20 protein-coding genes, 1 other RNA gene and 1 riboswitch are annotated in these 25,143 nt (G+C 42.6%); of the genes, 17 read left to right on the forward strand and 4 right to left on the reverse strand.

The features are described from left to right. Nucleotides 1-2 precede the first annotated feature (2 nt). The 3 genes from JYB65_RS11065 (at nt 3) to srtB (ending at nt 5,652) form a co-directional block, all read left to right on the forward strand. Nucleotides 3-1,127, forward strand: coding sequence for a response regulator (locus JYB65_RS11065; RefSeq protein WP_206582743.1), 1,125 nt, complete (start codon nt 3-5; stop codon nt 1,125-1,127). Nucleotides 1,128-1,192: 65 nt separating this feature from the next. Next, nucleotides 1,193-1,276, forward strand: a riboswitch (cyclic di-GMP riboswitch). 43 nt (nt 1,277-1,319) lie between these two features. Continuing rightward, nucleotides 1,320-4,865, forward strand: coding sequence for a collagen binding domain-containing protein (locus tag JYB65_RS11070; RefSeq protein ID WP_206582744.1), 3,546 nt, complete (start codon nt 1,320-1,322; stop codon nt 4,863-4,865). A 1-nt stretch (nt 4,866) separates the two neighbouring features. Next, a complete protein-coding gene (srtB, locus tag JYB65_RS11075) occupies nt 4,867-5,652 on the forward strand; it encodes a class B sortase (protein WP_206582745.1) in 786 nt (261 codons plus the stop codon). Between the two features lie 185 nt (nt 5,653-5,837). Here srtB and JYB65_RS11080 read toward each other — a convergent pair whose 3' ends face one another. After that, complete coding sequence (locus JYB65_RS11080; RefSeq protein WP_206582746.1) at nt 5,838-6,251, reverse strand: hypothetical protein; 414 nt, start codon at nt 6,249-6,251, stop codon at nt 5,838-5,840. A gap of 151 nt (nt 6,252-6,402) precedes the next feature. On the opposite strand from JYB65_RS11080, the gene JYB65_RS11085 reads away from it, so the two are divergent. Then, nucleotides 6,403-6,681, forward strand: a complete 279-nt coding sequence (locus JYB65_RS11085; RefSeq protein WP_206582747.1) for a hypothetical protein — start codon at nt 6,403-6,405, stop codon at nt 6,679-6,681. A 59-nt stretch (nt 6,682-6,740) separates the two neighbouring features. On the opposite strand, the gene JYB65_RS11090 is transcribed toward JYB65_RS11085, so the two are convergent. Next, nucleotides 6,741-7,214: an MltG/YceG/YrrL family protein gene (locus tag JYB65_RS11090; RefSeq protein ID WP_206582748.1), complete on the reverse strand. Its 474-nt coding sequence runs from the start codon at nt 7,212-7,214 to the stop codon at nt 6,741-6,743. A gap of 145 nt (nt 7,215-7,359) precedes the next feature. Between JYB65_RS11090 and JYB65_RS11095 the strand changes: the two genes are divergently transcribed. From JYB65_RS11095 to JYB65_RS11150, 12 genes are all read left to right on the forward strand, one after another. Next, nucleotides 7,360-8,331: an RluA family pseudouridine synthase gene (locus tag JYB65_RS11095; protein ID WP_206582749.1), complete on the forward strand. Its 972-nt coding sequence runs from the start codon at nt 7,360-7,362 to the stop codon at nt 8,329-8,331. Nucleotides 8,332-8,437: 106 nt separating this feature from the next. Further along, nucleotides 8,438-8,950: a signal peptidase I gene (gene lepB, locus JYB65_RS11100; RefSeq protein ID WP_245156664.1), complete on the forward strand. Its 513-nt coding sequence runs from the start codon at nt 8,438-8,440 to the stop codon at nt 8,948-8,950. Between the two features lie 51 nt (nt 8,951-9,001). Next, nucleotides 9,002-9,526 (forward strand): signal peptidase I, encoded by a 525-nt coding sequence (lepB, locus tag JYB65_RS11105; protein WP_206582751.1) that lies wholly within the window; start codon nt 9,002-9,004, stop codon nt 9,524-9,526. Between the two features lie 22 nt (nt 9,527-9,548). Then, nucleotides 9,549-10,031: an SsrA-binding protein SmpB gene (gene smpB / locus JYB65_RS11110; RefSeq protein WP_483413777.1), complete on the forward strand. Its 483-nt coding sequence runs from the start codon at nt 9,549-9,551 to the stop codon at nt 10,029-10,031. 64 nt (nt 10,032-10,095) lie between these two features. Continuing rightward, entirely contained in the window at nt 10,096-10,389 is a 294-nt protein-coding gene (locus tag JYB65_RS11115) for a hypothetical protein (protein ID WP_206582753.1), read from the forward strand. Between the two features lie 129 nt (nt 10,390-10,518). Next, nucleotides 10,519-10,890: a transfer-messenger RNA gene (gene ssrA / locus JYB65_RS11120) on the forward strand. A gap of 426 nt (nt 10,891-11,316) precedes the next feature. Continuing rightward, nucleotides 11,317-12,021, forward strand: coding sequence for an ABC transporter ATP-binding protein (locus JYB65_RS11125; RefSeq protein WP_206582754.1), 705 nt, complete (start codon nt 11,317-11,319; stop codon nt 12,019-12,021). Then, nucleotides 12,021-14,399 carry an ABC transporter permease gene (locus JYB65_RS11130; protein WP_206582755.1) on the forward strand — a complete coding sequence of 793 codons (2,379 nt, stop codon included), beginning with the start codon at nt 12,021-12,023 and terminating at the stop codon, nt 14,397-14,399. Before JYB65_RS11125 ends, JYB65_RS11130 begins: the two co-directional genes overlap by 1 nt. A gap of 14 nt (nt 14,400-14,413) precedes the next feature. Beyond that, nucleotides 14,414-15,583, forward strand: coding sequence for an efflux RND transporter periplasmic adaptor subunit (locus JYB65_RS11135; RefSeq protein WP_206582756.1), 1,170 nt, complete (start codon nt 14,414-14,416; stop codon nt 15,581-15,583). A gap of 60 nt (nt 15,584-15,643) precedes the next feature. Next, nucleotides 15,644-16,285 carry a TetR/AcrR family transcriptional regulator gene (locus JYB65_RS11140; protein WP_206582757.1) on the forward strand — a complete coding sequence of 214 codons (642 nt, stop codon included), beginning with the start codon at nt 15,644-15,646 and terminating at the stop codon, nt 16,283-16,285. Nucleotides 16,286-16,458: 173 nt separating this feature from the next. Next, nucleotides 16,459-16,800, forward strand: a complete 342-nt coding sequence (locus tag JYB65_RS11145; RefSeq protein ID WP_206582758.1) for a hypothetical protein — start codon at nt 16,459-16,461, stop codon at nt 16,798-16,800. A 318-nt stretch (nt 16,801-17,118) separates the two neighbouring features. Further along, the gene (locus JYB65_RS11150) at nt 17,119-18,600 is read left to right on the forward strand and encodes a dihydrolipoyl dehydrogenase family protein (RefSeq protein ID WP_206582759.1); all 1,482 of its coding nucleotides are present in this window, start codon (nt 17,119-17,121) and stop codon (nt 18,598-18,600) included. Nucleotides 18,601-18,674: 74 nt separating this feature from the next. On the opposite strand, the gene JYB65_RS11155 is transcribed toward JYB65_RS11150, so the two are convergent. After that, complete coding sequence (locus tag JYB65_RS11155; protein ID WP_206582760.1) at nt 18,675-19,973, reverse strand: APC family permease; 1,299 nt, start codon at nt 19,971-19,973, stop codon at nt 18,675-18,677. 485 nt (nt 19,974-20,458) lie between these two features. On the opposite strand from JYB65_RS11155, the gene JYB65_RS11160 reads away from it, so the two are divergent. Continuing rightward, a complete protein-coding gene (locus tag JYB65_RS11160; RefSeq protein WP_206582761.1) occupies nt 20,459-24,322 on the forward strand; it encodes an S-layer homology domain-containing protein in 3,864 nt (1,287 codons plus the stop codon). Nucleotides 24,323-24,515: 193 nt separating this feature from the next. On the opposite strand, the gene JYB65_RS11165 is transcribed toward JYB65_RS11160, so the two are convergent. Then, a complete protein-coding gene (locus JYB65_RS11165; RefSeq protein ID WP_206582762.1) occupies nt 24,516-25,106 on the reverse strand; it encodes a TetR/AcrR family transcriptional regulator in 591 nt (196 codons plus the stop codon). Nucleotides 25,107-25,143 lie beyond the last annotated feature (37 nt).

Here is a 25,143-nt window from a genome sequence, read left to right on the forward strand (position 1 = left end):
AGATGAGAACGCTTCTTATAGATGACGAGAGACCCAGCTTAGAGCTTTTGAAAAGAGTAATCAGCAAAAACGAAAATCTTGAGATTGTGGGTGAATTTACCGATGGGCAAGAGGCGTTGAAGCAGATGGATGTCCTATTGCCGGATGTGATCTTTGCAGATATCGAGATGCCTTATTTAAACGGAATTCGGCTTGCCGCAAAGATTAAGGAGCGGGAAGACATTCAGGTTGTATTTGTGACGGCTTATGACCACTATGCGCTGGATGCATTTGAAGTGGATGCAGCGAACTATATTCTCAAGCCTATTACAGAGGAGAGCTTGAATACGGCCGTAAAGCGCCTGCTGAAATATTATAAACCGTTGAGGAGCCGCTGGGAAATGCGAAAGCAAAATAAAATCCTATCCTTGGGAACGTTTCAGGTGTACGGAGAGAATAGCGGGGAACCGGTCAAGTGGCCAACCTTAAAGGCCAAGGAACTTTTTGCTTACTTTCTTTGTGAAAAAGAGCGGGAGCTGGATAAGTGGTATCTTTGTGATATCCTTTGGCCGGACGCTATGCCGGAGAAAGCCGAACACAGCCTGCATAGTACCATGAACCGGATGAAAGGTGCTTTAAAGACGGCTGGCATTGAGACGGATATTCAGTGCAATAAAGGCAAGTATTCCATTGATTTAAAGAACCTTTTATGGGATGCGGAGGAGATGCGTGTCTACTTTCGTCATAACCCCATCGCAACCAAAGAGAATGTCTTGAACTTTGAAAAGGTGTTGGATATTTATCAAGGCGATTTATTCGAATCAGAGGGATACCTATGGGCCGTGGAACGAAGTGAGCGCACGAAAAGACGTTATTTAGAAGGAAGAGCAAAGCTGGCGGCATTCCATCTGGAATATAAAAATTATTATCAGGCAGAAAGGAATCTAAAGGCGATCCTTTACACCGAGCCGGAAAATGAAGAGGCTGTGGTAATGTTGATGGAGGTCTATTATTTGACGGGAAATAAGGTGCAGCTGGTTCATTGCTATAAGCATTTTAAGGAATATTTAAAAAGAGAATTACATATTGGGCCAAGGGAGGCTACCATAAAGACCTATGAAACGTTCATCGGAAAATTAAGGAAGTAATCTATTGTTTTGTGAGGGTTCTGTGAGCAAAGGCGTATATAATCAGGCGAAGAAGTAGGACCACAGGACAATTGAGAGGCAAAGAATTTTATACGGTATTTGGGCACTTCGTATAAAAAGAGCCAGTAGTGCAACCGGCTTAATCTTCATCTGTTATCTTACTTTGTGTAAATATTCGAAGGAGGAATGAAGATGAGACAAAACAAGAGAAGCCCGGCATCGCCCATTGCATTTATCCTTGTGCTGATGCTGCTGTTTTCCCTGTTCACGCCGGTGGCGTATGGGGCAGAAGAGGACGACCCCCCTTTTCCATTTGTTACGAAGGTAACGCTTCAAGATAAAGATGGAGTAGATTTGACCACGGCAACCGATGTGAGCAAGGAAAGTTATGTGAAGCTTTCCCTTGAATGGAAGATTCCAAATACCGAATCCATATCCGAGGGGGCAGTGTATGCCATAGATATTCCACCTCAAATTGACATCTTGGCGGCTATTGATCGACCTCTGATAGACGGAGATGGTGTGGAAGTGGCAACGGTTCACATTGGGACATCTGGGAAAGGTACGATAACGTTTAATAACAAAACGTACATGGATAGTAAAAGTGAAATACAAGGCGGATTTAGCATAACGACGTATTTTGACGAGGAAGAAATTGGAAACAGCAATCCGGTTAAAATTTATTTTAACATCGGCGGCTCTTCTCAGTATCTTGAAATCAAATTTAAACAGCCTGATCCGACAGTTGCAAAGAGTGGCATATACGACCCTATAACAAATAAGATCACGTGGACTGCAACGATGAATGCAATAGGGGTGACCATAGAGGATGCCGTATTTACCGATGAGATTCAAACCGGACAGGAGTATGTAACAGGATCTTTTTCGGTAACGCCTGATCCGAGTGGTTCTTTGGCTTATACCGATAATCCATCGGGCACGTTGACAACAGGAGCTATTATCTATACGTTTCCAGCTACCATTACCACTCAGTATGCGATAACGTTCCAAACGAAAGTATTGGACAGTGTCTTTGATACAGGGCAGAAAGAAGTGACCCTGTACAATCAAGGAGTGTTGACTCGTAAGGAGGGAAGTCCTATTCTTTCTAGTAACGCGTCAATAAAAGTGAATACGGAATTTCTGACAAAAGGCGGAACCTATAACGCTGCTGCCAAAACTGTGGACTGGACGATTGAAGTAAATAAAACCAACCGCAATCTGACAGGGGTGGAGGTGACGGATACGCTTCCGGCAGGGTTGACGTTATCGGGTGGCGCAGTCAGTGTGAATGGTACGCCATTATCAACGGCAAACTATACCTATAATGACAACACCAGAGAGTTTAGCTATACCCTTGGAGATATTACATCTGCCACGACAATCATCCTGTCCACTAAGATCACTGATCCGGACTATTTTAAGAAAAATGGCAGTAAAACGTTCTACAATAGTGTAGACGTGACCGGAACAGGGGTCACATCAGGTGGTGCTGTAAGGGCTACCAGCAACGGCGTTGGCGTGAGCAGCAGTATTCTTGAAAAATCCGGTTCATACAACTCAGCAACGGAGGAGATTACTTGGACTGTTACTGTAAACAAGAATGAGATTGCGATCAATGATGCTGTCATTACCGACACCATTCCGAGCAACCAGCAATTCATCGGACCGGTAACCGTGGGCGGTATTGCAGGTATTGCGCATCCGAGCAGTCCTGCGGCAGTAGGGACATACTATTACGATGATGCGGCTAAGACGTTAGTGTATAACTTTGGTAATATTACTGATAAGCAGGAATTGATTTTTAAGACCAAGCTGACCGATCCAAATCTGTCGGCCTCTAACGTAAATCCGACCGTAACGAATGGCGCGCTTTTGGCCAGTACAAACATCTCGCCGGCTGCGGTGGAAGGAAAGGTAAACGTAAACAGTAAAGTCATCGAAAAGAAGGGAAACGGTTATAACTATGTGACCCGTGAGGTTTCGTGGCTTATTACGGTAAATCAGAATGGAATGAAGTTAGAAGACGTTTTGATTACCGATACCATTCCGAATGGGCAGGAGCTGATACCGGAATCCATCGTTATTGATGGTACACCAGGATCAGCCATTTCCAGTACGGGAGGTGGAATTGGGTATCTTTATGACAAAGATATCAACCCACAAGAATTTAAGATTTGGTTAGACACAGTCACTAAAAAAGATTTAAAGATTGCGTTTAAAACAAAGATCACCGATCTGACCCTATTTGATAAAAATGGGGACAAGAATGTAACCAACAGCGCCATTTTATCTCATAAGTTGGTTAGTGGCATCACCAGTGAGGGAACGCAAAAAATAGGAAATGTAGTCATTAGCAAAAAGGGAACGCAAACGCCGGGGAATTTATATGTGGATTGGGAAGTTCCTATTAATTCCAATGCGGTGGATCTAGATGGCGCTACGCTGACGGATACGCTGATTCCGGGACTTGCGCTAGACACTGCTTCTGTCAAGCTGTATAAAGGCGTTGTGAATCCTTCCACTGGGGTAATCACGCAGGGCACACTAGTGACAGGGCTTACCGGAGAACATATTAAATATGATAATGTTAATAGGATTTTTACCTTTAAAATTCCTACGCCTGTGGTAGGTGCCTATGTATTGACTTTCCGAACGATTATTACGGATGAAACGCTGACATCGGTTACCAATCACATCTCTTTTGATGGAGAACGCGTGGTGGAAAGTTCTACTTCCAGCTCTGTTCAAATTAAAAAGCAGAGCAGCGGAGGCTGGGCGACTTCAGATCTTGGCAGTGTAACCATTGTCAAAGTGGATAAAACGGATAATAGTGTCGTTTTATCAGGAGCAGCTTTCGAGCTATGGGATCAATTCGGTTCTCGTATGGATAGCGGAATCACCGGAAACGATGGAAAACTGAAGTTTAGCAAGCTGAACTTTAACGTACCGTATACGCTGAAGGAAATCACGGCTCCGGACGGATATCAACTAGGTTCTTCAGAGACGTTTACGCTTCTTAAAGCCCAGCAGGTGGGGGGAACTTTTGAGTACATCCTTGAAAACAGTAAAGTGATTTCCCCTGGCACCGGTGGCGGTGGCGGTGGTGGAGGCGGCAAGCCTGACGAAAAAACCACACCGGGCGGCATCACTACACCGGGAGGAATAACCACTCCTGGCGGTATAACGACTCCTCCACCTATCACAACACCTGGTCCTATTACGCCAACGGAGGAAGGCAAGGGAAGCATTCAAATTGTCAAAGTGGATGGTGAAACTTCACAGACCTTGGCAGGAGCAGTCTTTGAGTTGCTTGATGCAAACAAGCAGGTCATTCGAACTTCTTCAGTCACCGACCAAAATGGGATTATCAGCTTTGATAATCTGGATCTGGGCGTGAAGTATTCGCTCAGAGAGAAATCAGCCCCAGAAGGATATAAGGCAAGCGACAAACTGTATTCTTTCTGGTTAACCGATGAGGCAGGAAAACGGGATGTGAGCGTGGACTTTAAGAATTACAAGAAAGACAGCTCAGAAATTTCTGAAATTGATCCGGAAGATGTACCGTTAGGCTGGATCATTGATGAAGATGTTCCAACGGGTCCGGCAGATTGGGATGATACGCCGAAGACAGGTGGAAACTTCTTACCTATCGGATGGATTCTTTCTTTAGCAGTTCTTTCAGGCCTTGGGTTGATTCTTACGGAGACATGGAGAAGAAGGAGAATGCAGCCTTAGAATGAAGCTGAAAATTTTAAGCCTCATCTTTCTCTCCCTCTTTTTGATAAGCACCGCCTACCTTGTCTATACGACCATGGATTCCTATTTTTCGGACAAGGTGAAACAGGAGCTGAGTAAACAGATAGAGGAAGATAAGAACGGCCAGATCAAGGGTAAGATGGTCAATGGAGCTGAGATCTTGCCAAAGTTCCTGACTATTTATGAAGAGAATCCGGCGTTCGCAGGGTGGATTAAAATAGCAGATACCATGATGGACTATCCGGTGATGAAGCCAGCGGAAGATAATAATTTTTACCTTACCCATGGTCCGGACGGCAGAAAGAGCAAGTACGGAGCAATTTATTTGGATGTGAACAGCAACCTGTTGAATTCAAATACCAATTGGATTCTCTATGGACATTATTTCCCGGACGGAAGTATGTTTGGAATGCTGGAAAACTACAAGAAAGAAGACTTTTTTAAAGCACATCCTCAGATTCAATTGGATACTATCTACGAAGAGGGAACCTATGAAATTATTGCAGTGTTCCTATCTCAAGTATATCAAAAGGATCAAGATATTTTTAAGTACTATCAATATACCGACATAGAGACAGAGGAGCAGTTTGATGAGTACGTAGGGAATATAAAAAAGATAGCGCTCTATGAAACAGGCAAAACAGCTCAGTATGGAGATTCTCTGATTACGCTTTCGACCTGCGACTATTGGACGAAAAACGGCAGGCTTGCTGTGGTGGCAAAAAAGCTCCATGAAAATAGTAATGAAGAATTCGACAAAAGTTGACAATATAACCTATATTATATCATTCAAGTAAGAAATACGCCTTGCTGAAAAATACGGCTTGTACATCAAAACGTGAAGAAGAGGCGAAAAAAATGCGCGGAGAATATAGGCGAGGAAACGGCAGGTATATAGCGGCCGTTCTCTCGCCTTTGTTTTTTGTTTGTTTCTTTTTCGCCATAACCTGATTAGTCTTCTCCTGCCGGCTCTTCCTCATTTTCCTCATCAGACGCTTCTTGCGTATCTAGGTTGCCCAACATATTCATTACGGGTCCCATTGTTTTCGCTAAGTTCTGGAAGTCGCCTAACCTCTTCATTCCATCGAGCACGGAGGCGACGCTGTCCAATTGCTGCCGCCTTTTCCCTTCAGGCAGAAGAGGTTTAACGGTATGTATGGAATCTTCTATTGTATGTGCTATCTTTCCCGGAATTAAGGGCTGATGTGCCAATTCATTGAGATGATTAATCTGATTCAATGAGACAACCACATGATTGAATTTTTCTACAGTCTGTTCCAGTTTAAATGTATCGAAGTAATTCGGAAAATGATTATCTTCTTGGTAAAGAAGCGCGAACAAGGCAAAAATAATAACAGGGTTCATATGTAATACCTCCTAGTCCAAAGGCACAGTTTATCAACTGCAATCTTATTTATCATAATATGAAATAAAGAAGGAGTTTGTGCATATAGTGTAGTAACAGAAGCGATAAATTTATTTACGCGATAATTACAGAGATAATGGAGGATATAATATGGCGATAGATGATAAAATGTTGATGGACTTAGCAGGCCAACTCGGAATGGGAAAAAATAAAAAGGGTACTGCAGAATTTATCAATGATGCGACAAGCAAGTATGCGGATAAAAATGACGATCAAATATTATCGGAAATCATGAAATTGAAATCTGTGTTAAAGAAAGACAAAGCTGCTTTTGACAAGCAGATGGAGATGATCAAGGCACTGCGGCCTATGATGTCAGCAGAGCAGAAAAAAAAGCTGGATGGGCTTCTAAAGGTGCTTGAAGAATAAAAACATAAAAAAAGCTTGGTTTGCCGCCTTAAAAAAGACGGAAAAACCAAGCTCATTTTTTACTGTCCTGTTGTTGTTGTAATTTGAATGATGACTTCTTCCGGAGTCGAATCGGACGGAATGATAAAGTTTCCGGTTTTTATTTTAGAAGCGGCGTTCTCTTGAGCAAGCAGTGAGTTAAACTGTTCAACCGAGTCGAACAAGCCCACAGTAACAAATTTCTGTGCTATGGAAGTAGTCGATTCACCCGGATTAATGTAAACTGCATAAGTATCGACAGAAGTGTCATCTGTTGAATCTGCAGTTTGATCTTTACCTTCGTTGACAGCACTGCCGGAAGTAGAATTGCTTCCAACCGGAACGGCAAGTCCAAAATTGGAATTTTTTCCTTCTTGTGCAGAGGCCGTTACCATAGATGGATAATCCATGATATGTCCAATGCTTCCCCATATAACAAAGCCTGCTACGACTACAATGCAGAAAGCTACAATCACGTCACTTATGTCATAAATGATATCTTTAAATTTTGACATTCTACAAAATCCCCCTCTATTTGCTATAAATCCCTTCTATTAATTTATCATATATAAAGATTTTTAACAATTAAATAGCCGGAGTTTTTTATTAAATTTTATTTACAATGTATATTTCAGCCAGAATATGTTATATAATTGCGTTATGGTAAAATTAATAATAGCAAAAAATGAAGAACAGCAAAGGTTAGACCGATTTTTAAAGAAGTATTTAAAGAATGCCTCTCTGAGCTATATTTACAAAATGATTCGAAAAGATGTAAAAATTAATGGCAAAAGGGGGAGTATTGAAACCCTACTGACAGAAGGAGATGAACTGACCTTCTATATAAGTGAGGAAGAACTGCAGTCACTTATGGAAAAGAAGAAGAGCTTGCAAAAAGCAAAAAAGCAGTTTAACATTGCCTATGAAGATGAGCATATTTTGATTGTAGAAAAACCATTTGGCTTGTTGACGCATGGTGATTCCAATGAAAAGAAAAACCATTTGGCGAATCAAGTGATTTCTTATTTGATAGAAAAGGGCGATTATAAACCGAGCAAGGAAAGGACTTTTGTTCCTTCGCCTGTCAATCGATTGGATAGAAATACGACGGGACTCGTGATGTTCGGGAAGAACAGTGGATCCTTGCAAGCACTGAACAAGATGGTTCGAGATAAAGGGTACGTAAGTAAGTATTACTTGACGGTTGTTATCGGAGAACTTAAAAAGGAATTGATTTTAAAGGATAAAATGGAAAAAGACCAAGGGAAAAATAAGGTCAAGGTATTGCCGATGGAGGAAGAAGGCGGTAAAGTGATGGAAACCATTGCTAGGCCCATTGTTTCAAAAAATGGATATACTTTGGTAGAAGTGGAATTGGTGACGGGAAGAACGCATCAGATTCGTGCACACCTTGGGGGAGCAGGATATCCGGTGATGGGGGATACGAAGTATGGAGATCCATCTGCGAATAGAAAAATTGACAAGCAGTTTGGATTAACCACACAATTTTTGCATGCCTATAAACTCTCTTTTCATGATGCAGTAGAACCGTTAGAATATATGATTGGGAAAAATATAGAGGGGAAGCTTCCGCAAAATCTTGAAAAGATAAGACATGATTTATTTGATTAGATCATGGATAAAGGATGAAAAAATAATTCCATTAGCGTTAGAGAAATATGCGGAAAATTTCTGTTTAATTTAAGAACTATTGACCGAAATGGGGGAGATTTTAGAGATGAAAGGGTTACTTAAAGAGATTTTAATTGCAGTCGTTATAGCATTTGTCATTATGCAGTTCATAAAGCCTACTATTGTAAAAGAGGCTTCTATGCAGCCTACACTTTATGAAAACAATTACATATTGCTGAATAAACAAGCCTATCATTTTGGAGAACCTAATAGAGGCGATATTATCGTATTTCATACAGGGCTGAAGCTTGAAAACGGAAAAGAAAAAATGTTGATCAAAAGAGTAATCGGATTACCTGGTGAGACGATTAAAATCGCCGAGGGAAAAGTTTATATTGATGATAAAGAATTGACGGAAGATTATACGAAGGATGGGTATACTGATGGATATATAGATAATCTGAAGATACCGGAGGGAGAACTCTTTGTAATGGGTGACAACCGATTGGTCAGCATTGACAGCCGTATAGAAGACGTCGGATGCGTTAAAATCGATCAGGTGCTTGGGAAAGCTTTTGTAAGGCTTTATCCGTTTAATGAAATTTGCTTGATTAAGTAAAGGGGAGTTGCTTTTGCAAGCTTAATCAAGGCGAAGCAAGAGGAAATGCAAATGAAAAAAAGAATATTGGGATATGCGATTGTTGCACTATTAGGGATTCTGTCAGCTTTAGTTGTATCTAGTATTTTTCAGCCATCATGGGTTCAGGGCAGCTCCATGTATCCTACCGTGAAGGATCAGTCGCTGGTACTGATGAACAAAGTGGCTTATTTACTAGAGGAACCGAAAGTTGGCGATATTGTTGTGTTTAAATCTCATATTTATACCGACTCAGGGGAGGGGAAACTCTTGATAAAAAGAGTAATAGGAGTCGAAGGAGATCGAATTTCTATAGAGGATGGAAAGCTCTTGAGAAATGGTGAAATGGTAGAGGAAAATTACGTGAACTCTACTGAAAGGCACGATAATATGGAGGAAATTATTGTTGAAAGAGACAAAATTTTTGTGATGGGAGACAACAGAAATTCAAGTCTTGACAGCAGAGATGTTGTGGTAGGCCAAGTCGATATAAAGACTATTTTAGGAAAAGTGGATTTGCGTTTATTACCGATAAAGGATATTGGAAGCATTCAATAACTCATTAGATTGAATGATTGAAATGAATGGTGCTGAAATGAAAGAAAAGAAATTAATTGCGAATAATAAAAAAGCGCGGCATGATTATTTCATAGAGGATGTTTATGAAGCAGGTATAGTACTTACCGGTACAGAGATAAAATCCATTCGTAACGGGAAAGTAAATATAAAAGAGAGCTACGCAAAGATTGAAGACGGAGAACTGGTTATATATGGGATGCACATTAGCCCTTATGAGCAGGGTAACCGTTTTAATGTAGACCCCCTAAGACCCCGGAAACTGCTGCTGCATAAGCAGGAAATCCGGAAGCTGATTGGTCTGATTACTATGAAGGGACTGACCTTGGTTCCTTTAACGATGTACATCAATCCTCAGGGCAGAGCAAAGATGGAAATTGCCGTGGCTCGAGGTAAGAAAAACTATGATAAGCGTGATACGATTGCGAAGAAGGATGCAGATCGAAAAATGCAGCAAGCCATGAAAAGGAATGCTCGTGAAAATTAAAATGTAATCAAAGAGTTTTTCATACACATATAAAATCATAGGAGAAAGCAAGGAGAAGGAAGTCATGAGAAAGATAAAAATGGTGCCGGATGCGCCTTTTCACAACAATTGTGACGTAACTGTTTATGATGTGACAGATGGAAATGAAAAGCGGCGCTGCCGCATCAATATAGAATATGCGGAAGTCGATGTGCGGCAAATTAAACAAAGCATTTCGACAAAGGAGGAAGCGTTGGATTCCTATAAAAACTGGATTAATGATTTGATAAAATATAATATCCACGATGACTGGGAATGTGTGGAAGGCTACGATCGAGTTCTAAAAATTATTGATGAAAAAATAACACCTTATTTTTAGAAAAAGTATCGTAATCATGCAAGAATTGGCGCAAAAATTGAGGATTAGCACGTTGATTTTTATCAATGGTTAGTGTATAATTACAATATAAATAAAAACGCAAACGTTTAAAAACCTGCCCCATAGTATGGGGATGTAAAGGTTTCGACGGGGGTGTAGAAGCCTGATAAGCGAGCCGCAGTTTGCCAAGTCTGCGTTAAAAATGGCACGTTAAATATAAACGCTAAAAATAATAACAATTACGCATTAGCTGCATAGTTCAGCGCCGCGCATAGCGGTAGCGTCGTCGGCCCACATTCACCCGTAGGTGTGGAACCCGGCGTCGACATACGGGAAAACTCTGTGTGAGCTCCTAGTAGCACAGGGGAACAATAGGATAGCAGACCTGATAGCCTGCCAACGGGCGATCGGAGAAGCGAAGCAATAAAACATTGGCTGCGCTCGGAGAAGTTCATGTGGAAATGCTTTCGGACGCGGGTTCGACTCCCGCCATCTCCACCATGAGATAAACCGCTAGAAATAGCGGTTTTTTTATTTTGCGCGTTGAAATTTCAATGGCGCAACTGTTTCAAACGCTTACAAAGACTTGCGAACGTTTGTTTGATAATGCGTGTTATACGCAAAAATACAACACGAAATAACTCCCGACATCTCGACTATAAGGTAAACTGCTAAAAGTAGCAGTTTTTTATTTTATGCGTTGAATTTTCGATGCTTTGAATCGTACATATGCTTCCTTCTTATTAGTAAAGTAGGTTTATCTTTTTAAGGCTGCTAAAAAAAATTAAAAATTGATCAAGTGACCATTGACAAGTGAGAAAATATGCCATATAATGACCATGTGGTCATAGGTTAGCTACAACTAACTTACGGCGTAATAAACTAAATTTTGCAGAACAAGCTGCTTCAGTAAAGGGGGAACACGAATTGGAACCGATTATCAGGCTTACAGACGTAGTAAAAGAATATATTATGGGCGAAATTACCATCAGAGCGGCAGATGGAATTTCTTTTGAGGTCGGTCAGGGGGAGCTGGTGGTGGTCCTCGGACCCAGCGGCGCAGGTAAAAGTACCGTACTGAATATACTGGGAGGAATGGACAGTGCCACATCCGGAGAGGCCTTTGTCGACGGAAGGGATATCACCAAGTTCAGCCGGAATGAGTTGACGCTGTACAGGAGAAAGCATATCGGTTTTGTTTTTCAGTTCTATAATCTGATGCCTAACCTTACCGCGCTGGAAAACGTTGAAATCGCGGCGCAGATCTGTGACGATCCTCTGGTAGCTTCCGAGATTCTCAAGAATGTTGGCCTTGGCGGGCGGATGAGCAATTTTCCGGCTCAGCTTTCCGGCGGAGAGCAGCAGCGTGTGTCCATTGCAAGAGCAATTGCGAAAAACCCTACACTGCTTTTATGCGACGAGCCCACCGGGGCGTTGGACTATGTCACCGGAAAATCCATCCTGAAGCTGCTTCGCGATGTAAATCGCAATTATAATAAAACAGTCATGATCATCACTCATAACAGCCCCATAGCTCAGATGGCGGATAAAGTAGTCAAAATAAAAAACGGAAAGGTGGAGGCTGTTGAAATCAATGAAAATCCTCTGTCCATCGAAAGGATTGAATGGTAATGATTATTTTCATGAAAAAATTCCTGCGGGACTTGAAAGAATCAAAGGGGCAGTTCGTGTCAGTCCTTGCAGTGGTAATCATAGGGGTCATGTTTTATACCGGCATGTATTCTGCTCTGGAAGGCCTTTCCGGTGCAGGGCATGAATATTTCACAGAGTACAGGCTTGCAGACTTGTGGAGCACAGTATATCGTGCTCCGGAAGGAGCGGTCAAACGGATTGAGGAAATTCCCGGAGTCAAAATGTCAGAGGGAAGAGTCGTACAGGATGTGCGGATCTCTATGGAGGACAAAAATGCCATGGTCAGACTCATCTCTCTTCCCGACAAAAAAAGGGATATAGTCAATGACATCATGATGAAATCGGGCAGTTATTTTTCAGCCAATGAGGGAAATCAGTGCATCGTATCCGAAGACTTCTTTAAAGCCAATCATATGACTATCGGTCAGACCATCGAACCGATCATCAATGGGGAACGGGTGAAGCTTTCTATTGTGGGAACGGCCAAAAGTCCTGAATACATATATGAGATACGGGATGCGGCAGAACTGTTCCCCGATCATGAGAAATTCGGTGTAGTTTATGTGAAAAAGTCATATCTGCAGACGATCCTTGATTTCAGAGGATCAGTCAATGATATCAGTGTACTCCTTGACAGGGACGGCGATATCAACAAGGTCAAAGATGGGATGAAAAAAATTCTGGATCAGTATGGTCTGACAAGCACTGTGGAGAGGAAAGATCAGACCAGTTACGCCATGTTTCATTCCGATGAAACAGGACTGAAATCCATGGCGGCAATTTTTCCCATGCTGTTCTTTATAGCGTCTGCGGCTATCATCTATATTACCATGACGAGAATGATAGAAAATCAGCGGACACTGATGGGCGTACTGAAAGCCCTGGGATACAGTGATTGGAATATTATGCTTCACTATCAGACGTATCCGCTGCTGGTGGGAGTTCTGGGAAGCATAGTAGGCTCTCTGATTGGGATAGTCTTCATCGGTAAAGGACTGCTTAACATATTTAATGCCTTTTACAATCTCCCCACAGAGCATCTTCCCATACATCTGGGAATCGTGGTACCGGCTTCACTGATGGCTTTGTTTTTCTGTGTTTTCGCAGGCTATAACGCTTGCCGTAAAGAACTGCGCCCGGTTCCGGCCGAGTCTATGAGACCGAAGCCGCCTGCTTCCGGAAGAAAGATATTACTGGAAAATCTTCGATTTTTCTGGGGGCGCATCAACTTTAGCTGGAAAATTATATTCAGAAATCTGTTCCGGTATAAGCGCCGTTCGGTTATGGCCTCCACCGGAATCATCTTTTCCATGGCCTTGCTGCTCATTGCGCTTGGATTCAGGAGCTCTATGGACTATGTGATGGAGGTGCAGTATGAAGAAATTCAGAAATTTGATTTGAAAATTACCTTAACACAGATGATGGATACCGATGAGCTTAGTTATATCCGGAGTCTGGATCACGTTGAATCCGTCGAGCCGGTCATGGAAACCGGAATGGAGATCGCAAACGGATGGAAGAAGAAGGATATCGGAGTCCTTGCCCTTGACAGGGAATCTAAATTGTACGGCGTGTATGACCGGAGTGGAAATCCGGCTATTCTGCCGCAGGACGGAATTCTTCTGCCGGTCCGGCTCATGGAAACCATGGGACTGCATACGGGAGATCAAGTAACTTTACGTTCCTACTACCCGGGAAAGAGTGAAGAAAAAAACAAGAAAACAGTTACCGTGAAAGGGGAAACCTCACAGTTCATTGGGCAGAGCGCGGTTTGCAGCATGGATTATGTTGATTACTTGCTGGAGGAAGGCGTCGTGGCAAATGCGGCCCATATCCGGCTGGATGATCCGAAATACGAAAAAGAAGTGATAGATAAACTGAAGGATATTCTGACTATCAGCACGATCCAATCAAAATCCGAAGTGGTCGCCAACACGAGCAAGCAGCTCCAATCGATGAACACCATTATCCTTTTCATGATGTCCGGAGCCAGCATACTGGCGATAGCTGTAATTTACAACATTACAAACATCAACATTTTTGAACGTAGAAGAGAAATTGCCACGCTTTCGGTACTGGGTTTCACTTCTGCAGAACTCAAGAGTCTTGTTTTTAATGAAAATTTCTTTATCAGTGCTTTTGGTATGCTGATCGGTATACCGATGGGCAGAATTCTCGCTGAGCTGGCGATAGGAACGCAGGCCACCGACAGCATGCAGATGCCGCTGATCATGGAACCGTCCAATTACCTGATTGCCGCGTTTTTGCTCATGACTTTCACGGCAATGGCTAATTTCCTGCTCAGGAATAAAATAACTTCAATTAATATGGTCGAATCCTTAAAAAGCGCCGAATGAAGGAGGGTGTAAAAATGAAATTCAACATCGATTTAAAGAGGTTTGCAAACATAAAAAAGAATAAAAAGTTGCCTTTTATCATTGGCATTGCTCTCGTGTTGGCAGTCAGCCTGGGCTGGATCTTTTCCAATCAGGGCGTATCGGCGGAAACAGCGGTAGCAGAACACGGCGGCATCCAAAAATATGTGGAGGAGATCGGCGAAGTAAAGTGTAAAGACGCTGTGACGATATATCTGGAGGGAAACGGACTTATAAAAAGTATACCTGTTGAAGAGGATCAGAAGGTGAAAAAAGGGGATTTGCTTTTAAGCATGGAGCAGGAGCAGTCCGCGATTTCTCTGGAAAATTCGGAAAAGGGTCTTAACGAAGCAAGAGCGCAATATGCAGCCGGCGAAGAGTCTTATCAAACGGCACTCAAGGACTATAACAACACAAAACTTTTGTCTGGCGAAGGAGCTGTAAGTCAGTGGGAATTGACCCAGAAGGAAGCCGCGTTAAAAAGCGCCGAAGCAGCCCGGTCCGGGTATAAGGCTGTACTGGAGCAGGCAGCATTAAGTATAGAAAACAATTCCCTTGCATTGAGCAAGCAGAAACTCCTGTCGCCCATTGATGGCAAGATTCTTGAGAAAAAAGTTGAAGTCAACGCGTTCGGCGTACCCGGAACTGCGGCTTTTGTCATAGGGAACACGGAAAATATTGAGATAGAGTCCAAAATTTTGGCTGAAGATGCTGTCGATATTAAGATTGGAGACAAAGCGGTGATCACCGCCCGGACGAATGATAAGCAGGAGATAAAAGGGACTGTCGTGAAGATCGCTCCCACAGCCGAGGACGAGATTTCATCCCTTGGTGTAAAACAGAAGAAGGTCGCAGTAACCATAAAACCACTCGAATCTGTAGTCTCTCTAAAACCGGGATCCGAGGTGGACATCAGAGTGATTACGGAAACAAAGAATGATGTGATCATCATACCGGTCGGTGCTGTATTCGATTATCAGGGTGAAAGCTGCGTATTTACCGTGGAAGAGGGAAAAACTGTTCTCAGAACGGTGAAAAGAGGAATCCAAAACGAATCCGTTGCCGAAATCACGGATGGCTTGAAAGCCGGGGAGACCGTATTATCCTCTCCGGACAACAGCATCGAGGAAGGGATGCGGATCAAAACAGGGCCGGCAGAGAAGTAGCCGATGACCCTGACGCAGAAATACGCGATAAAATAATAGCGGAAAAGGAGTCAGAAGAACATGTATGAGACCTTCGAGAAACTGTCGGACAGCAAAAAAAATCAGATTATACAGGTATGTCTGGAAGAATTTGTTGAAAACGGCTACAAAAATACTTCCACCAATACGATCGTGAAACGGCTGGGAATTTCCAAAGGTGTGCTATTTCTCTATTTTAAGAATAAAAAAAATTTATATCTTTATCTTGTAGAGTACATCATGGAGATTGTCGTTAAAGATTATTTTGGTTCACTCGAACCGGTCATCAATATTGATATTTTTGATAATCTTGGCGAGTACTATAAAGAATTAATGCAGAAAAACCCAGTAGTTTTCCTATTTATGTTGCAAGCGTTCATCAATACGCCGGAAGAACTCAAAGCAGAAGTTGATGCCAGGCACAATAAAGCTCACGACAATATGTTCCAGCATATGAACACAGTCGGTTTCCGCCAGGGAATCGATATTCGGCTGGTAGACGATCTGCTGCACATGGTTTCCTATTATGTGGGTCAGTTGATCTTCAATGATCTGAAAGGAAAGGTTCTGACGACAACAAACAAGGAGGAAATCAGTAAAAATATAGAAAACTATGCGGAGTTGTTTGCAAAGTATGTTGATATCCTGAAATATGGTGTATATGAGAGAAACGATCTAAGATAAATGATCTGCAAGGTTACAAAGATAAGCCGCTAGAAATAGCGGTTTTTATTCATAAATGTTTATTAAAATAATACAATTTATATAATATATGCTATAATAGTAAAATAATTGAAATATGTCGTGCTAATTAGTTCAGTATATTACATCTTAACAAAAAAGAAAGGAAACTAATTATGGAAAACAATGAACTATTCAGAGACACGGAAAACAGAAGCGAGCAAAGTGCACAAAACAGTGTGGCAAATCAAAAATCCATCAATACCAATGTTGTCACAATGGGTCAGTGGTTACTGTTCTGGTTGATGGGGCTTATTAACTTAATTCCTGTAATCGGGAATATTGCATATATAGTTCTTATAGCTGTAGGTGCCTTTGGAATGAAAGGTAAATTACCGGAATCATTAAGAAATTTCTGCAAAGCTTATTTAGTGTTGTTAGCGGTAGTGATAGTGCTGTTCTTAGCCTTTGCAGGAAGCCTTCTGGGCACTATGGCGGGCATGGCCGGCGGTTTTTAGTAATTCTAAGATAAATATAATAAAGAAAAATACTGTGTGTATCGGTTTGATTAAGATGTAATGTACAACGGATGACAATATTACAAGAAAACTGTTTAGAAATCCCCAAGCTTGCTTGGGGATTTTCTGTATGAACTTTTCATGTGAATAAAAATAATTTATATATAAATCAATCACGATTAATTTTCACCGAAGAAGACTAGCTAGGAATACCTAGTCTGTTTATAGCAGTTTTGTTACAAGGGAATTTATGGTATGATAATTTTAAAAAGAGCTTAATTTTTAATATCGCTTTAAAGAAGGATAGGAGGGATTCGTTTGACACGGTACGATATGGTCGTTGTAGGAAGCGGAGCTGGATTAATGGTTTTGGAAGAGGCACTGAATCAAGGATTGAACTGTGCTATCATTGAAAAAGCAAAATTTGGTGGTACCTGTTTGACCAAGGGCTGTATTCCATCTAAAATGCTTGTTTACCCTGCGGATTTCATTCGAGAAATAGAACGGTCAAACCGAATTGGTATTCACACATGCCGACCGGAAATTGACTGGGATACCATTTCCCAAAACATGTGGGAGCAAATTAATTTTCATCAAAAAATTGAAAGCAATTTATTAGACATGCCCAATCTGAATGTATATAAAGGAGCAGGGGCCTTCAACGGGCCTGATAGTATGGTCATCCGATACGAAGATAACAGACCGGATGATATCATCTATGGAGATAAATTTATCATTGCTGTAGGTGCCAGAAGCTTTATCCCGCCATTTGAAGGCTTAGAGGAGACTGGATATGTGACCTCAGAAACCTTTTTTGGAGAAAAATTCCCCCAAAAGCCGTGGAAAAGCCTAACTATTATCGGAGGGGGCGCCATCAGTATGGAATTTGCACATATCTTTTCTTCTTTTGGAACAAAGGTGACCATCGTTGCAAGATCCAGCCTTATCTTAAACAAAGAGGAAGAAGAAATAGCTGAGTTCGTCACAAAACAATTTACAAGCAATGGCGTTGATGTGCTGACTGACAGCTCTGTTCTGTCTGTTTCTAAGGATCAGAATTTGAAGTATGTAACAGTGGAAAACCGATTAACAAAAGAGAAAATCACTGTGTCCTGCGAAGAAATTTTTGTTGCTTCCGGTGTTCAATCCAATGCAGATAATTTATCTCTGGAAAATACCAATATAGAAGTGGATGAGAGAGGCTGGATTCGTACCAATTCCTATTTGGAAACTTCTCAGAATAATATCTGGGCACTGGGAGATATCAATGGAAAATATCAGTTTCGGCATAAAGCCAATCATGAAGCACTAATTTTGAGCCAAAATTTGTTTGGCAGCGAGAAAAAAGAAGCCAGCTATGACGTTGTTCCGTGGACAATCTTTACCCATCCTCAGGTAGCCCATGTGGGGATGACGGAAAAAGAAGTGAAACACAAAGGGATTCCATATAAGGCTGCGAAGAACTATTATTCCGAGGTTGTGGGCGGAATTGCAATGGGATACAGAAAAAGTGATGAAGATAACGGATTCATTAAAATGATCATAGGCCAGGATAAGAAAATCTTAGGAGTTCATATCGTCGGCCCTCAGGCATCTATTTTATTGCAGACCTTCGTATACTTGATGAATGAAGGATACCAGTGCAGTAAAAAGGCAGAAGATTGTGCGGAAAAGAAAGGAATTGAAGGCTTGAGAATGCTGTGCCCTCAAATGGGTACTTATGTCCCCATCAGCGATTCTATGGTAATTCATCCTTCACTGAATGAGTTGACAGCCTGGGTGTTTGAAAAATTTGACTGACAATACATTAAAAAGTCTGTAGACAAATTTGTCTACAGACTTTTTTTTAATCCAGCAAACTCTGTTACTAGGATTTAGCGTTTTTGAATAAAATAGTAAACCGGAATGCCCAGAAGAGTGATGCCGATACCGATACAGGATCTGATCGGATCATTTAAAAGGGTACTGCCTAGAATATAAACACCTCCAATTACACCGACGATCGGAGTCAATGGATAAAGAGGAACCCTGTAATTCCCTTTCTCATAAGGTGTATTTTTTCTGAGAATAAATACTGCAAACACGCCCATGGTGAAGAAAATCCACAGAACAAAGATAAGCAGATCCGTTAAGGTGTTAAAGGTACCTGTAAAAATATAAACAACAGAAAGCAGGCTTTCAACAATCAGTGCATTGGCAGGAGTTCCTAACTTGGGATGAATTTTGCCAAGAAATCCTGAGAAAGGAAGCTTTTTTTCCTGACCCATGACATAGGGTACTCTTGCGGCTGTCATAAGATAGCCGTTGAGGGCACCAAATACAGAAATCATGATCCCTGCAGTAATAAAGACTCCGCCGCTTTTGCCAAAAATCGCTTCTGCCGCATCGGAGCCGGGTATGGCTGAAGTTGCAATAGTTTCAACCGGTAAAACGTGAAATATAGTCAGATTAAAGGCGGCGTAAACGATGATGACAAAAATAACACCGAAAGTGATGACCCGAGGCAAAGTTTTCGAAGGGTTATTCAATTCGCCTGCCATATTAGTAACACTGATCCAGCCGTCATAAGCCCAAAGTGTTCCCAGAATGGCGGCCCCGAAGCCTGCTCCTGCAAGAGGAGCTTGTATGCTGCTGGAGACGGGAGCCACGTCGGATAGCAAGCCGAATAGAATAATAGCCACAATGGGAATTAGCTTGCCCACAGTAGCCAGCACTTGAATAATTCCTCCAAATTTTGTAGATATGATGTTCATAATCAAGATAAACAATAGAGCTGCAACTGCAAGCAATTTTTCCTGCATAGGGTTCAGACTAACGAAAAAACCTGAATAGGTGGCAAAGGCAATGGCTAAGGCTCCTACAGAAGCAGGATAGGACACGATGGTTTGTACCCAGCCTAAAAGAAAGCCTGTCAGATTGCCGTAAGTATTGCTCAGATAGGTATACAGTCCTCCCGATTTTGGAATGGCAGCAGCAATCTCGGCAACAGAAAGAGCAGCGGCCAGCGTGATAATTCCCCCGGCTACCCAAGCCACAATGCTCATAAAAGGAGAGCCTGCATTGGTTAAAACAATGCCCGGCTTTAAAAATATACCGGAGCCGATTATCATACCCACTACAATCGCCATAGCTTCAATTGTAGTAATGGACTTTTTTAATGAATCGTTCTGCATAAAATAAATATTCCTTCCGATTGATAAAATTTGTATGCTATTAGTATGCTTACAATTTAAAGTTTGACTCATGAGTTGTAAAGTATGGAAATTCAACAATATAAGTACGGAATTAGTATAGACTATAGGGCAGAATTTTTCAATATATGATTTTTTTGTTAAAAAGAAATCACATTCTTTATCATGTTGCTGATACCGAGCCGGTAATAGTTTAGCAGAAAAGATATATATTGACAATCGAGTTAGTTTATGCTAACCTGATTGTGCCTATATGAACAAATTGTATTATATATTCATTAAATCATATTTTGCAGTGAAAATCTATTCATATAAGCAATTTTCAAGTAAATAGGAGCGTTGTGTTGGACAATCCTAACGGTGCTACTCGGGTTGTCCTGGCAGGATCATCCCATTGATAGCTTGAGCGTTTACAGAGACTGAGTTCTCAATGGTAATAATGTAAACTGTATTTAAAGGAGGAAAAAATGAAAAGAACAAAAAGATTCTTAGCGGCTTTTTTGGCTCTTGCAGTGGTATTTTGTTATATGCCCGGTATGGCGTTTGCTGATACTGAAGTAACAACTGCTGCAGAAGCTAAAACGTTTGCATTTGCAGACATGCCAAATGATTGGTCTGCTACTGCGCTTTCCAATGCTGCAGCAAATGGCCTGCTTAAAGGGTACGAAGAAACAGATGGTTTATATATTAAGCCAAGCGGCACGCTGAGCAGAGCTGAAATGGCTACTGTAGTGAATCGGGCATTTGGAGCTGAAAAAACAACCGCTTTAAGCGGAGTGAATGATGTGGCTTCAAATTCATGGTATGCAGCAGATATGTCAAAAGCCGTTCACATGGGCACAATGAAGCTTGATACAGCGATGAGACCGAACGATAAAATTACAAGACAGGAAGCGTGCACCATTTTAGCAAGAGCTTTTAAAATGGAAGCAACAGATTCTTCAAATACAGCATTAAATGCATTTAATGATAAAAACAGTATTGCTTCATGGGCTGCACCAAGTATGTGTGCACTCGTTGAGAACGGAGTACTTTCGGGGAACAATGGCTTGTTAACTCCAACAGCCAATATCACAAGAGCTGAATTTGCAAAAATCATGGATAACATGGTGAAGCAGTATATCAATAAAGCCGGAACGGTTACAGAAGTAGCAGCTTCCGGAAATGTGATGGTTAATACAGCGGGAGTTACACTTAAGAATCTAACTATTGATGGGGATTTAATCGTTGGCGATGGTGTTGGCAGCGGAGAAATCACACTGGACAGTGTTAAAGTTACAGGAAAAACCATTGTAAGAGGCGGTGGTATTAATTCGGTTATTATTACCGGGAACAGTTCTGTTGGAAGCATCGTAATTGCTAAAGTTGACGGTAATGTCAGAGTTGCAGTTGAAGGAAATGCAACGGTAAGCGTAATCGTTATTAATGATGGTAAAGAGGATGTATTCGTAGAAGGTAAGGTTGGAACTCTTCAAGTTGCGGTGGAAAATATACCCGTAGTAGTGCAAAATGCTACTATTACTACAGTAAATGTTACCGCAGAAGATGCGAATCTTACGGTAGCAAAGGGAGCAACTGTAACAACTGTAACTATTGCTCAGGCAGCAAAAGGTGCAAAAGTAGCAGTAGCAGGTACCGTTGCTACGTTAACCAATGCAGCGCCTAAGTCTGCTCTTTCGGTAACCGGCACCGTGAAGTCTGTAGAAGTGGCAAGCACCGCTACAGGCACAAACTTAGAAGTAGCAAAGGATGCGAAAGTAGATAAGCTTAATGCATCCGTTAATATGACTACCAGCGGTGAAGGGAAAGTAACTTCGATAACTGGGACAGGTACCGTAACTGCAAACGGCAGTAGTTCTTCCAGTACTACTACTTCTTCCGGCGGTAAATCTTCCGGCGGCAGTAGCAGCTCTACAAACGGATTTGCAGGTGGTGAAGGTACGGCTTCAAGCCCGTGGCAGATTGCTACTGCGGCACAGCTAGACCGTGTCCACAGCTATATGAATGGACATTTCATTCTGACTGCGAACATTGATCTGTCCAGTTATGCCAGCTGGACGCCTATCGGTGCATATGTGCCGGAAGCGGATTATAGTGCCAATCTGGAAAAAGCCTTTACCGGCAGCTTAAACGGCGGCGGCTATACGATTTCAAATCTGAAGATTAATAGGGGAGATTTGGATCTGGCTGCGAGGGATATGACCGGTACGGCCCTGTTCGGCTGCATTGCAGGCGATGCTTCTATCCAGAACCTGACAATCAAGGATGTAGAAATTTTCTCTACGGGTTTCAACACCAGTGCCCTTGTTGGCATGGCCATGTCCTCTAATGAGAACGCGATTAAGGGAATAATCCTGTCAGGTACCAATAAAATTACCGGACCTTTCTATGTGGGTGGCCTGGTCGGCAGTGCTCAGGATACCAATCTCATTGATTGCTCTGCAGAGGCTGACGTGACCATTACTTTAGCAGGCGGGAGCGGCGCAGGTATTCTGGGCGGCGGCATTGAAGGCGGTATCCTCCGTGACTGCACGGTAACTGGTACGGTAACCGCAACCGAAGCCACAGAAACGATGGGCGTCAGTGGCATCGGCGGCCTGGCTGGCTGCGCTTTTGAAAGCGAGGAGGTTATCAATTGCAAGGCAGAAAACGTTACGATAAACGTTGGCGCCAATGCGATCATGATAGGCGGCTTGTTGGGGTATGCCGGTGTTGTTAATGAGGGATATTTCGCCAGCGATCCCGAAGCGTTTACCCTCATCAAGGGTTGTGAAGCTGTCAATGTGACCATTACGGCGGATAGTGGTGCGAACCGTATCGGCGGTATCGTGGGCAGCGGTTTCTGCGGCCCCAATTACAATCTCTACTATCCGGCTTCTTCTGCGATCCATATTGTAAACTGCACTGCCAGTGGAATCATCGCGGCAGATAACGACGTGATCGTGGGATCCATTCTGGGTTACGCCTTCCGCAACAGCGCGGTTGTTTCTTGCGATGGCAGCGGTATAACCGGCGCGAGCAATCAGGTGGGCGCAGCGGACGCGGCTCAAGCTGTAGCACTGGCAGATGTAGATTCGGTTCAGTCCCAGGAGGCTGAGTCGATAGGGTCGTATACGGGTCCATCTGTGACCGAAAAGGTGACCACGTCCGGAGCAGTTTTTGCAGGTGGTACGGGTACGGTTTTAGACCCGTGGCAGGTTGCTACTAAGGAACAGCTAGCCCTTATCCAAGAGCATCTGGATGGACATTTCGTTCTGACTTCGGACATTGATCTGGATGGCTACAATTGGGCGCCTATCGGTGCATATGTACCGAACGATGCAGCATCCAAAGACTTTAGTGCCAACCCCGATTACGCGTTTACCGGCAGCTTTAACGGCGGCAGCTGCACTATTTATAATCTGACCATTACAAGAGACGATCTTAACGCGGAGAATATGACCGGTACCGGCCTGTTCGGCGGCATTGGAGGCGATGCTTCTATCCAGAACCTGATAATCGAGAATGCAACAGTTTTCTCCACAGGTTCCTGCACCGGCGCACTTGTCGGCATGGCCATGTCTTCCAATGAAAACGCGATCAAGGATATCACCTTGTCAGGTACTAACAAAATTACCGGAAGCGGCTCTGTGGGAGGCCTAGTCGGCAGTGCCCAAGATACCAATATTATTGATTGCTCCGCAACGGCTGACGTGATCATGAGCTCTGTCAGCAACGGCGCAGGTATTCTGGGCGGCGGCATTGAGGGCGGTATCTTATCCGGCTGTTATGCAACTGGTACGGTTACCGCAACTGAAGCTATGAATTATGGAGGAGTAACTTTCGGAGTTATCGGCGTCGGCGGTTTGGCCGGCTGTGCTTTCGACAGCCAGGAGGTTACCAACTGCACGGTAGAAAACGTTACTATTAGTGTCGGAAAGAATGCGATTATGGTAGGCGGTTTGCTGGGGTATTCCGGTGTTGTCAATGAAGGAGATTATACCACCGATCCTGAAGGATTCACCCTCATTAAGGGTTGTGAAGTTACCAATGTGGATATTCAGGCGGATGCCGGAGCGAACCGAATCGGCGGTATCGTGGGCAGCGGCTTCTGCGGTCCAAATTACAACAGTTACTATCCGGCTTCTTCCGCGATCCATATCGTGGACTGCACAGCCAGCGGGAACATCACGGCAGATAACGACGTAATCGTCGGCTCCATTCTGGGCTACGCCTTCCGCAACAGCGCAGTTGTTTCTTGCGATGGTGATGGCATGAACGGTCCGACTGATCTCAATCAGGTCGGTGCAGCGGATGCAGCGAAGGCCGTAACGTTGGCGGATGTAAAATAAAAGAGCTTTTTTTATAAAAAGGAGCTGCTATAACTAAAATAGTCCCTGTAAAATGGACGGTTATTTTCAACGGATGCTGTTTTACAGGGATTTTTTTACAATTATTTTGCTCAGATGACAGAAATGTATTGAAATAGGCGAAAAAAAACCAGCTGTTTAAAACACGCTGGGTTAGACGGCTCCTTTTTCATATTCAGGCGTCCTCTGGGATCACATAATCCAGAACCATATCAATGATATGCTCCATCATTTCGTCATAAGCTTCGCTGTATAGGTTCTCTTTTCCATATTGAATGAGGGATACCGCCTTGCAGAAATTCGCAAAAACCTTCCAATTACAATCCGGCCGTCTATGAGCAACATGATTCAATATCCACATGGTAGTCTGTTCGGCAGTTCCTTCTTTTTTCATATAATTTTCGGGCCAGCGGGCATATAGCATAGCGACTTCTTCCGGACTCAGATATTCAAAGATATTGTTATCAGCAAAGAACATCGACTGCAATAATTCTCGAAAAACCATTCTGTCCAGCATTTTGTTCTGTTCAATCAGAGTTTGGAATTTCGTCTTTGACTGCTCCCGCTTGTATAGAATGATTTGATAAACGAACTCCTCTTTTGTTTTGAAGAAATTGTAGAACGTACCCGTCGCGATTCCGGAGGCTTTTGTTATATCTTTGACAGAGGTTTTCTTCAGACCAAAACGCTTGATCAGCTGAAATCCATTTTCAAGCAGCTGCATCCGGAGTTTTTCCCGTCCGGATTCATCAAAAATTCGAGGCATAGCAATAACCACTCCTTAGATAAATATATTCCTTAAG

Origin of the sequence: Clostridium aminobutyricum, assembly GCF_017255415.1 — a bacterium.
Classification (GTDB): Bacteria; Bacillota; Clostridia; order Peptostreptococcales; family Anaerovoracaceae; genus Aminipila; species Aminipila aminobutyrica.

Bases quoted from the DNA above. Each gene is read 5' to 3' on its own strand.
- JYB65_RS11065 (WP_206582743.1), top strand. From the start codon at position 3: ATGAGAACGCTTCTTATAGATGACGAGAGACCCAGCTTAGAGCTTTTG.
- JYB65_RS11070 (WP_206582744.1), top strand. From the start codon at position 1,320: ATGAGACAAAACAAGAGAAGCCCGGCATCGCCCATTGCATTTATCCTT.
- srtB (WP_206582745.1), top strand. From the start codon at position 4,867: ATGAAGCTGAAAATTTTAAGCCTCATCTTTCTCTCCCTCTTTTTGATA.
- JYB65_RS11080 (WP_206582746.1), bottom strand. From the start codon at position 6,251: ATGAACCCTGTTATTATTTTTGCCTTGTTCGCGCTTCTTTACCAAGAA.
- JYB65_RS11085 (WP_206582747.1), top strand. From the start codon at position 6,403: ATGGCGATAGATGATAAAATGTTGATGGACTTAGCAGGCCAACTCGGA.
- JYB65_RS11090 (WP_206582748.1), bottom strand. From the start codon at position 7,214: ATGTCAAAATTTAAAGATATCATTTATGACATAAGTGACGTGATTGTA.
- JYB65_RS11095 (WP_206582749.1), top strand. From the start codon at position 7,360: ATGGTAAAATTAATAATAGCAAAAAATGAAGAACAGCAAAGGTTAGAC.
- lepB (WP_245156664.1), top strand. From the start codon at position 8,438: ATGAAAGGGTTACTTAAAGAGATTTTAATTGCAGTCGTTATAGCATTT.
- lepB (WP_206582751.1), top strand. From the start codon at position 9,002: ATGAAAAAAAGAATATTGGGATATGCGATTGTTGCACTATTAGGGATT.
- smpB (WP_483413777.1), top strand. From the start codon at position 9,549: ATGAATGGTGCTGAAATGAAAGAAAAGAAATTAATTGCGAATAATAAA.
- JYB65_RS11115 (WP_206582753.1), top strand. From the start codon at position 10,096: ATGAGAAAGATAAAAATGGTGCCGGATGCGCCTTTTCACAACAATTGT.
- JYB65_RS11130 (WP_206582755.1), top strand. From the start codon at position 12,021: ATGATTATTTTCATGAAAAAATTCCTGCGGGACTTGAAAGAATCAAAG.
- JYB65_RS11135 (WP_206582756.1), top strand. From the start codon at position 14,414: ATGAAATTCAACATCGATTTAAAGAGGTTTGCAAACATAAAAAAGAAT.
- JYB65_RS11140 (WP_206582757.1), top strand. From the start codon at position 15,644: ATGTATGAGACCTTCGAGAAACTGTCGGACAGCAAAAAAAATCAGATT.
- JYB65_RS11145 (WP_206582758.1), top strand. From the start codon at position 16,459: ATGGAAAACAATGAACTATTCAGAGACACGGAAAACAGAAGCGAGCAA.
- JYB65_RS11155 (WP_206582760.1), bottom strand. From the start codon at position 19,973: ATGCAGAACGATTCATTAAAAAAGTCCATTACTACAATTGAAGCTATG.
- JYB65_RS11160 (WP_206582761.1), top strand. From the start codon at position 20,459: ATGAAAAGAACAAAAAGATTCTTAGCGGCTTTTTTGGCTCTTGCAGTG.
- JYB65_RS11165 (WP_206582762.1), bottom strand. From the start codon at position 25,106: ATGCCTCGAATTTTTGATGAATCCGGACGGGAAAAACTCCGGATGCAG.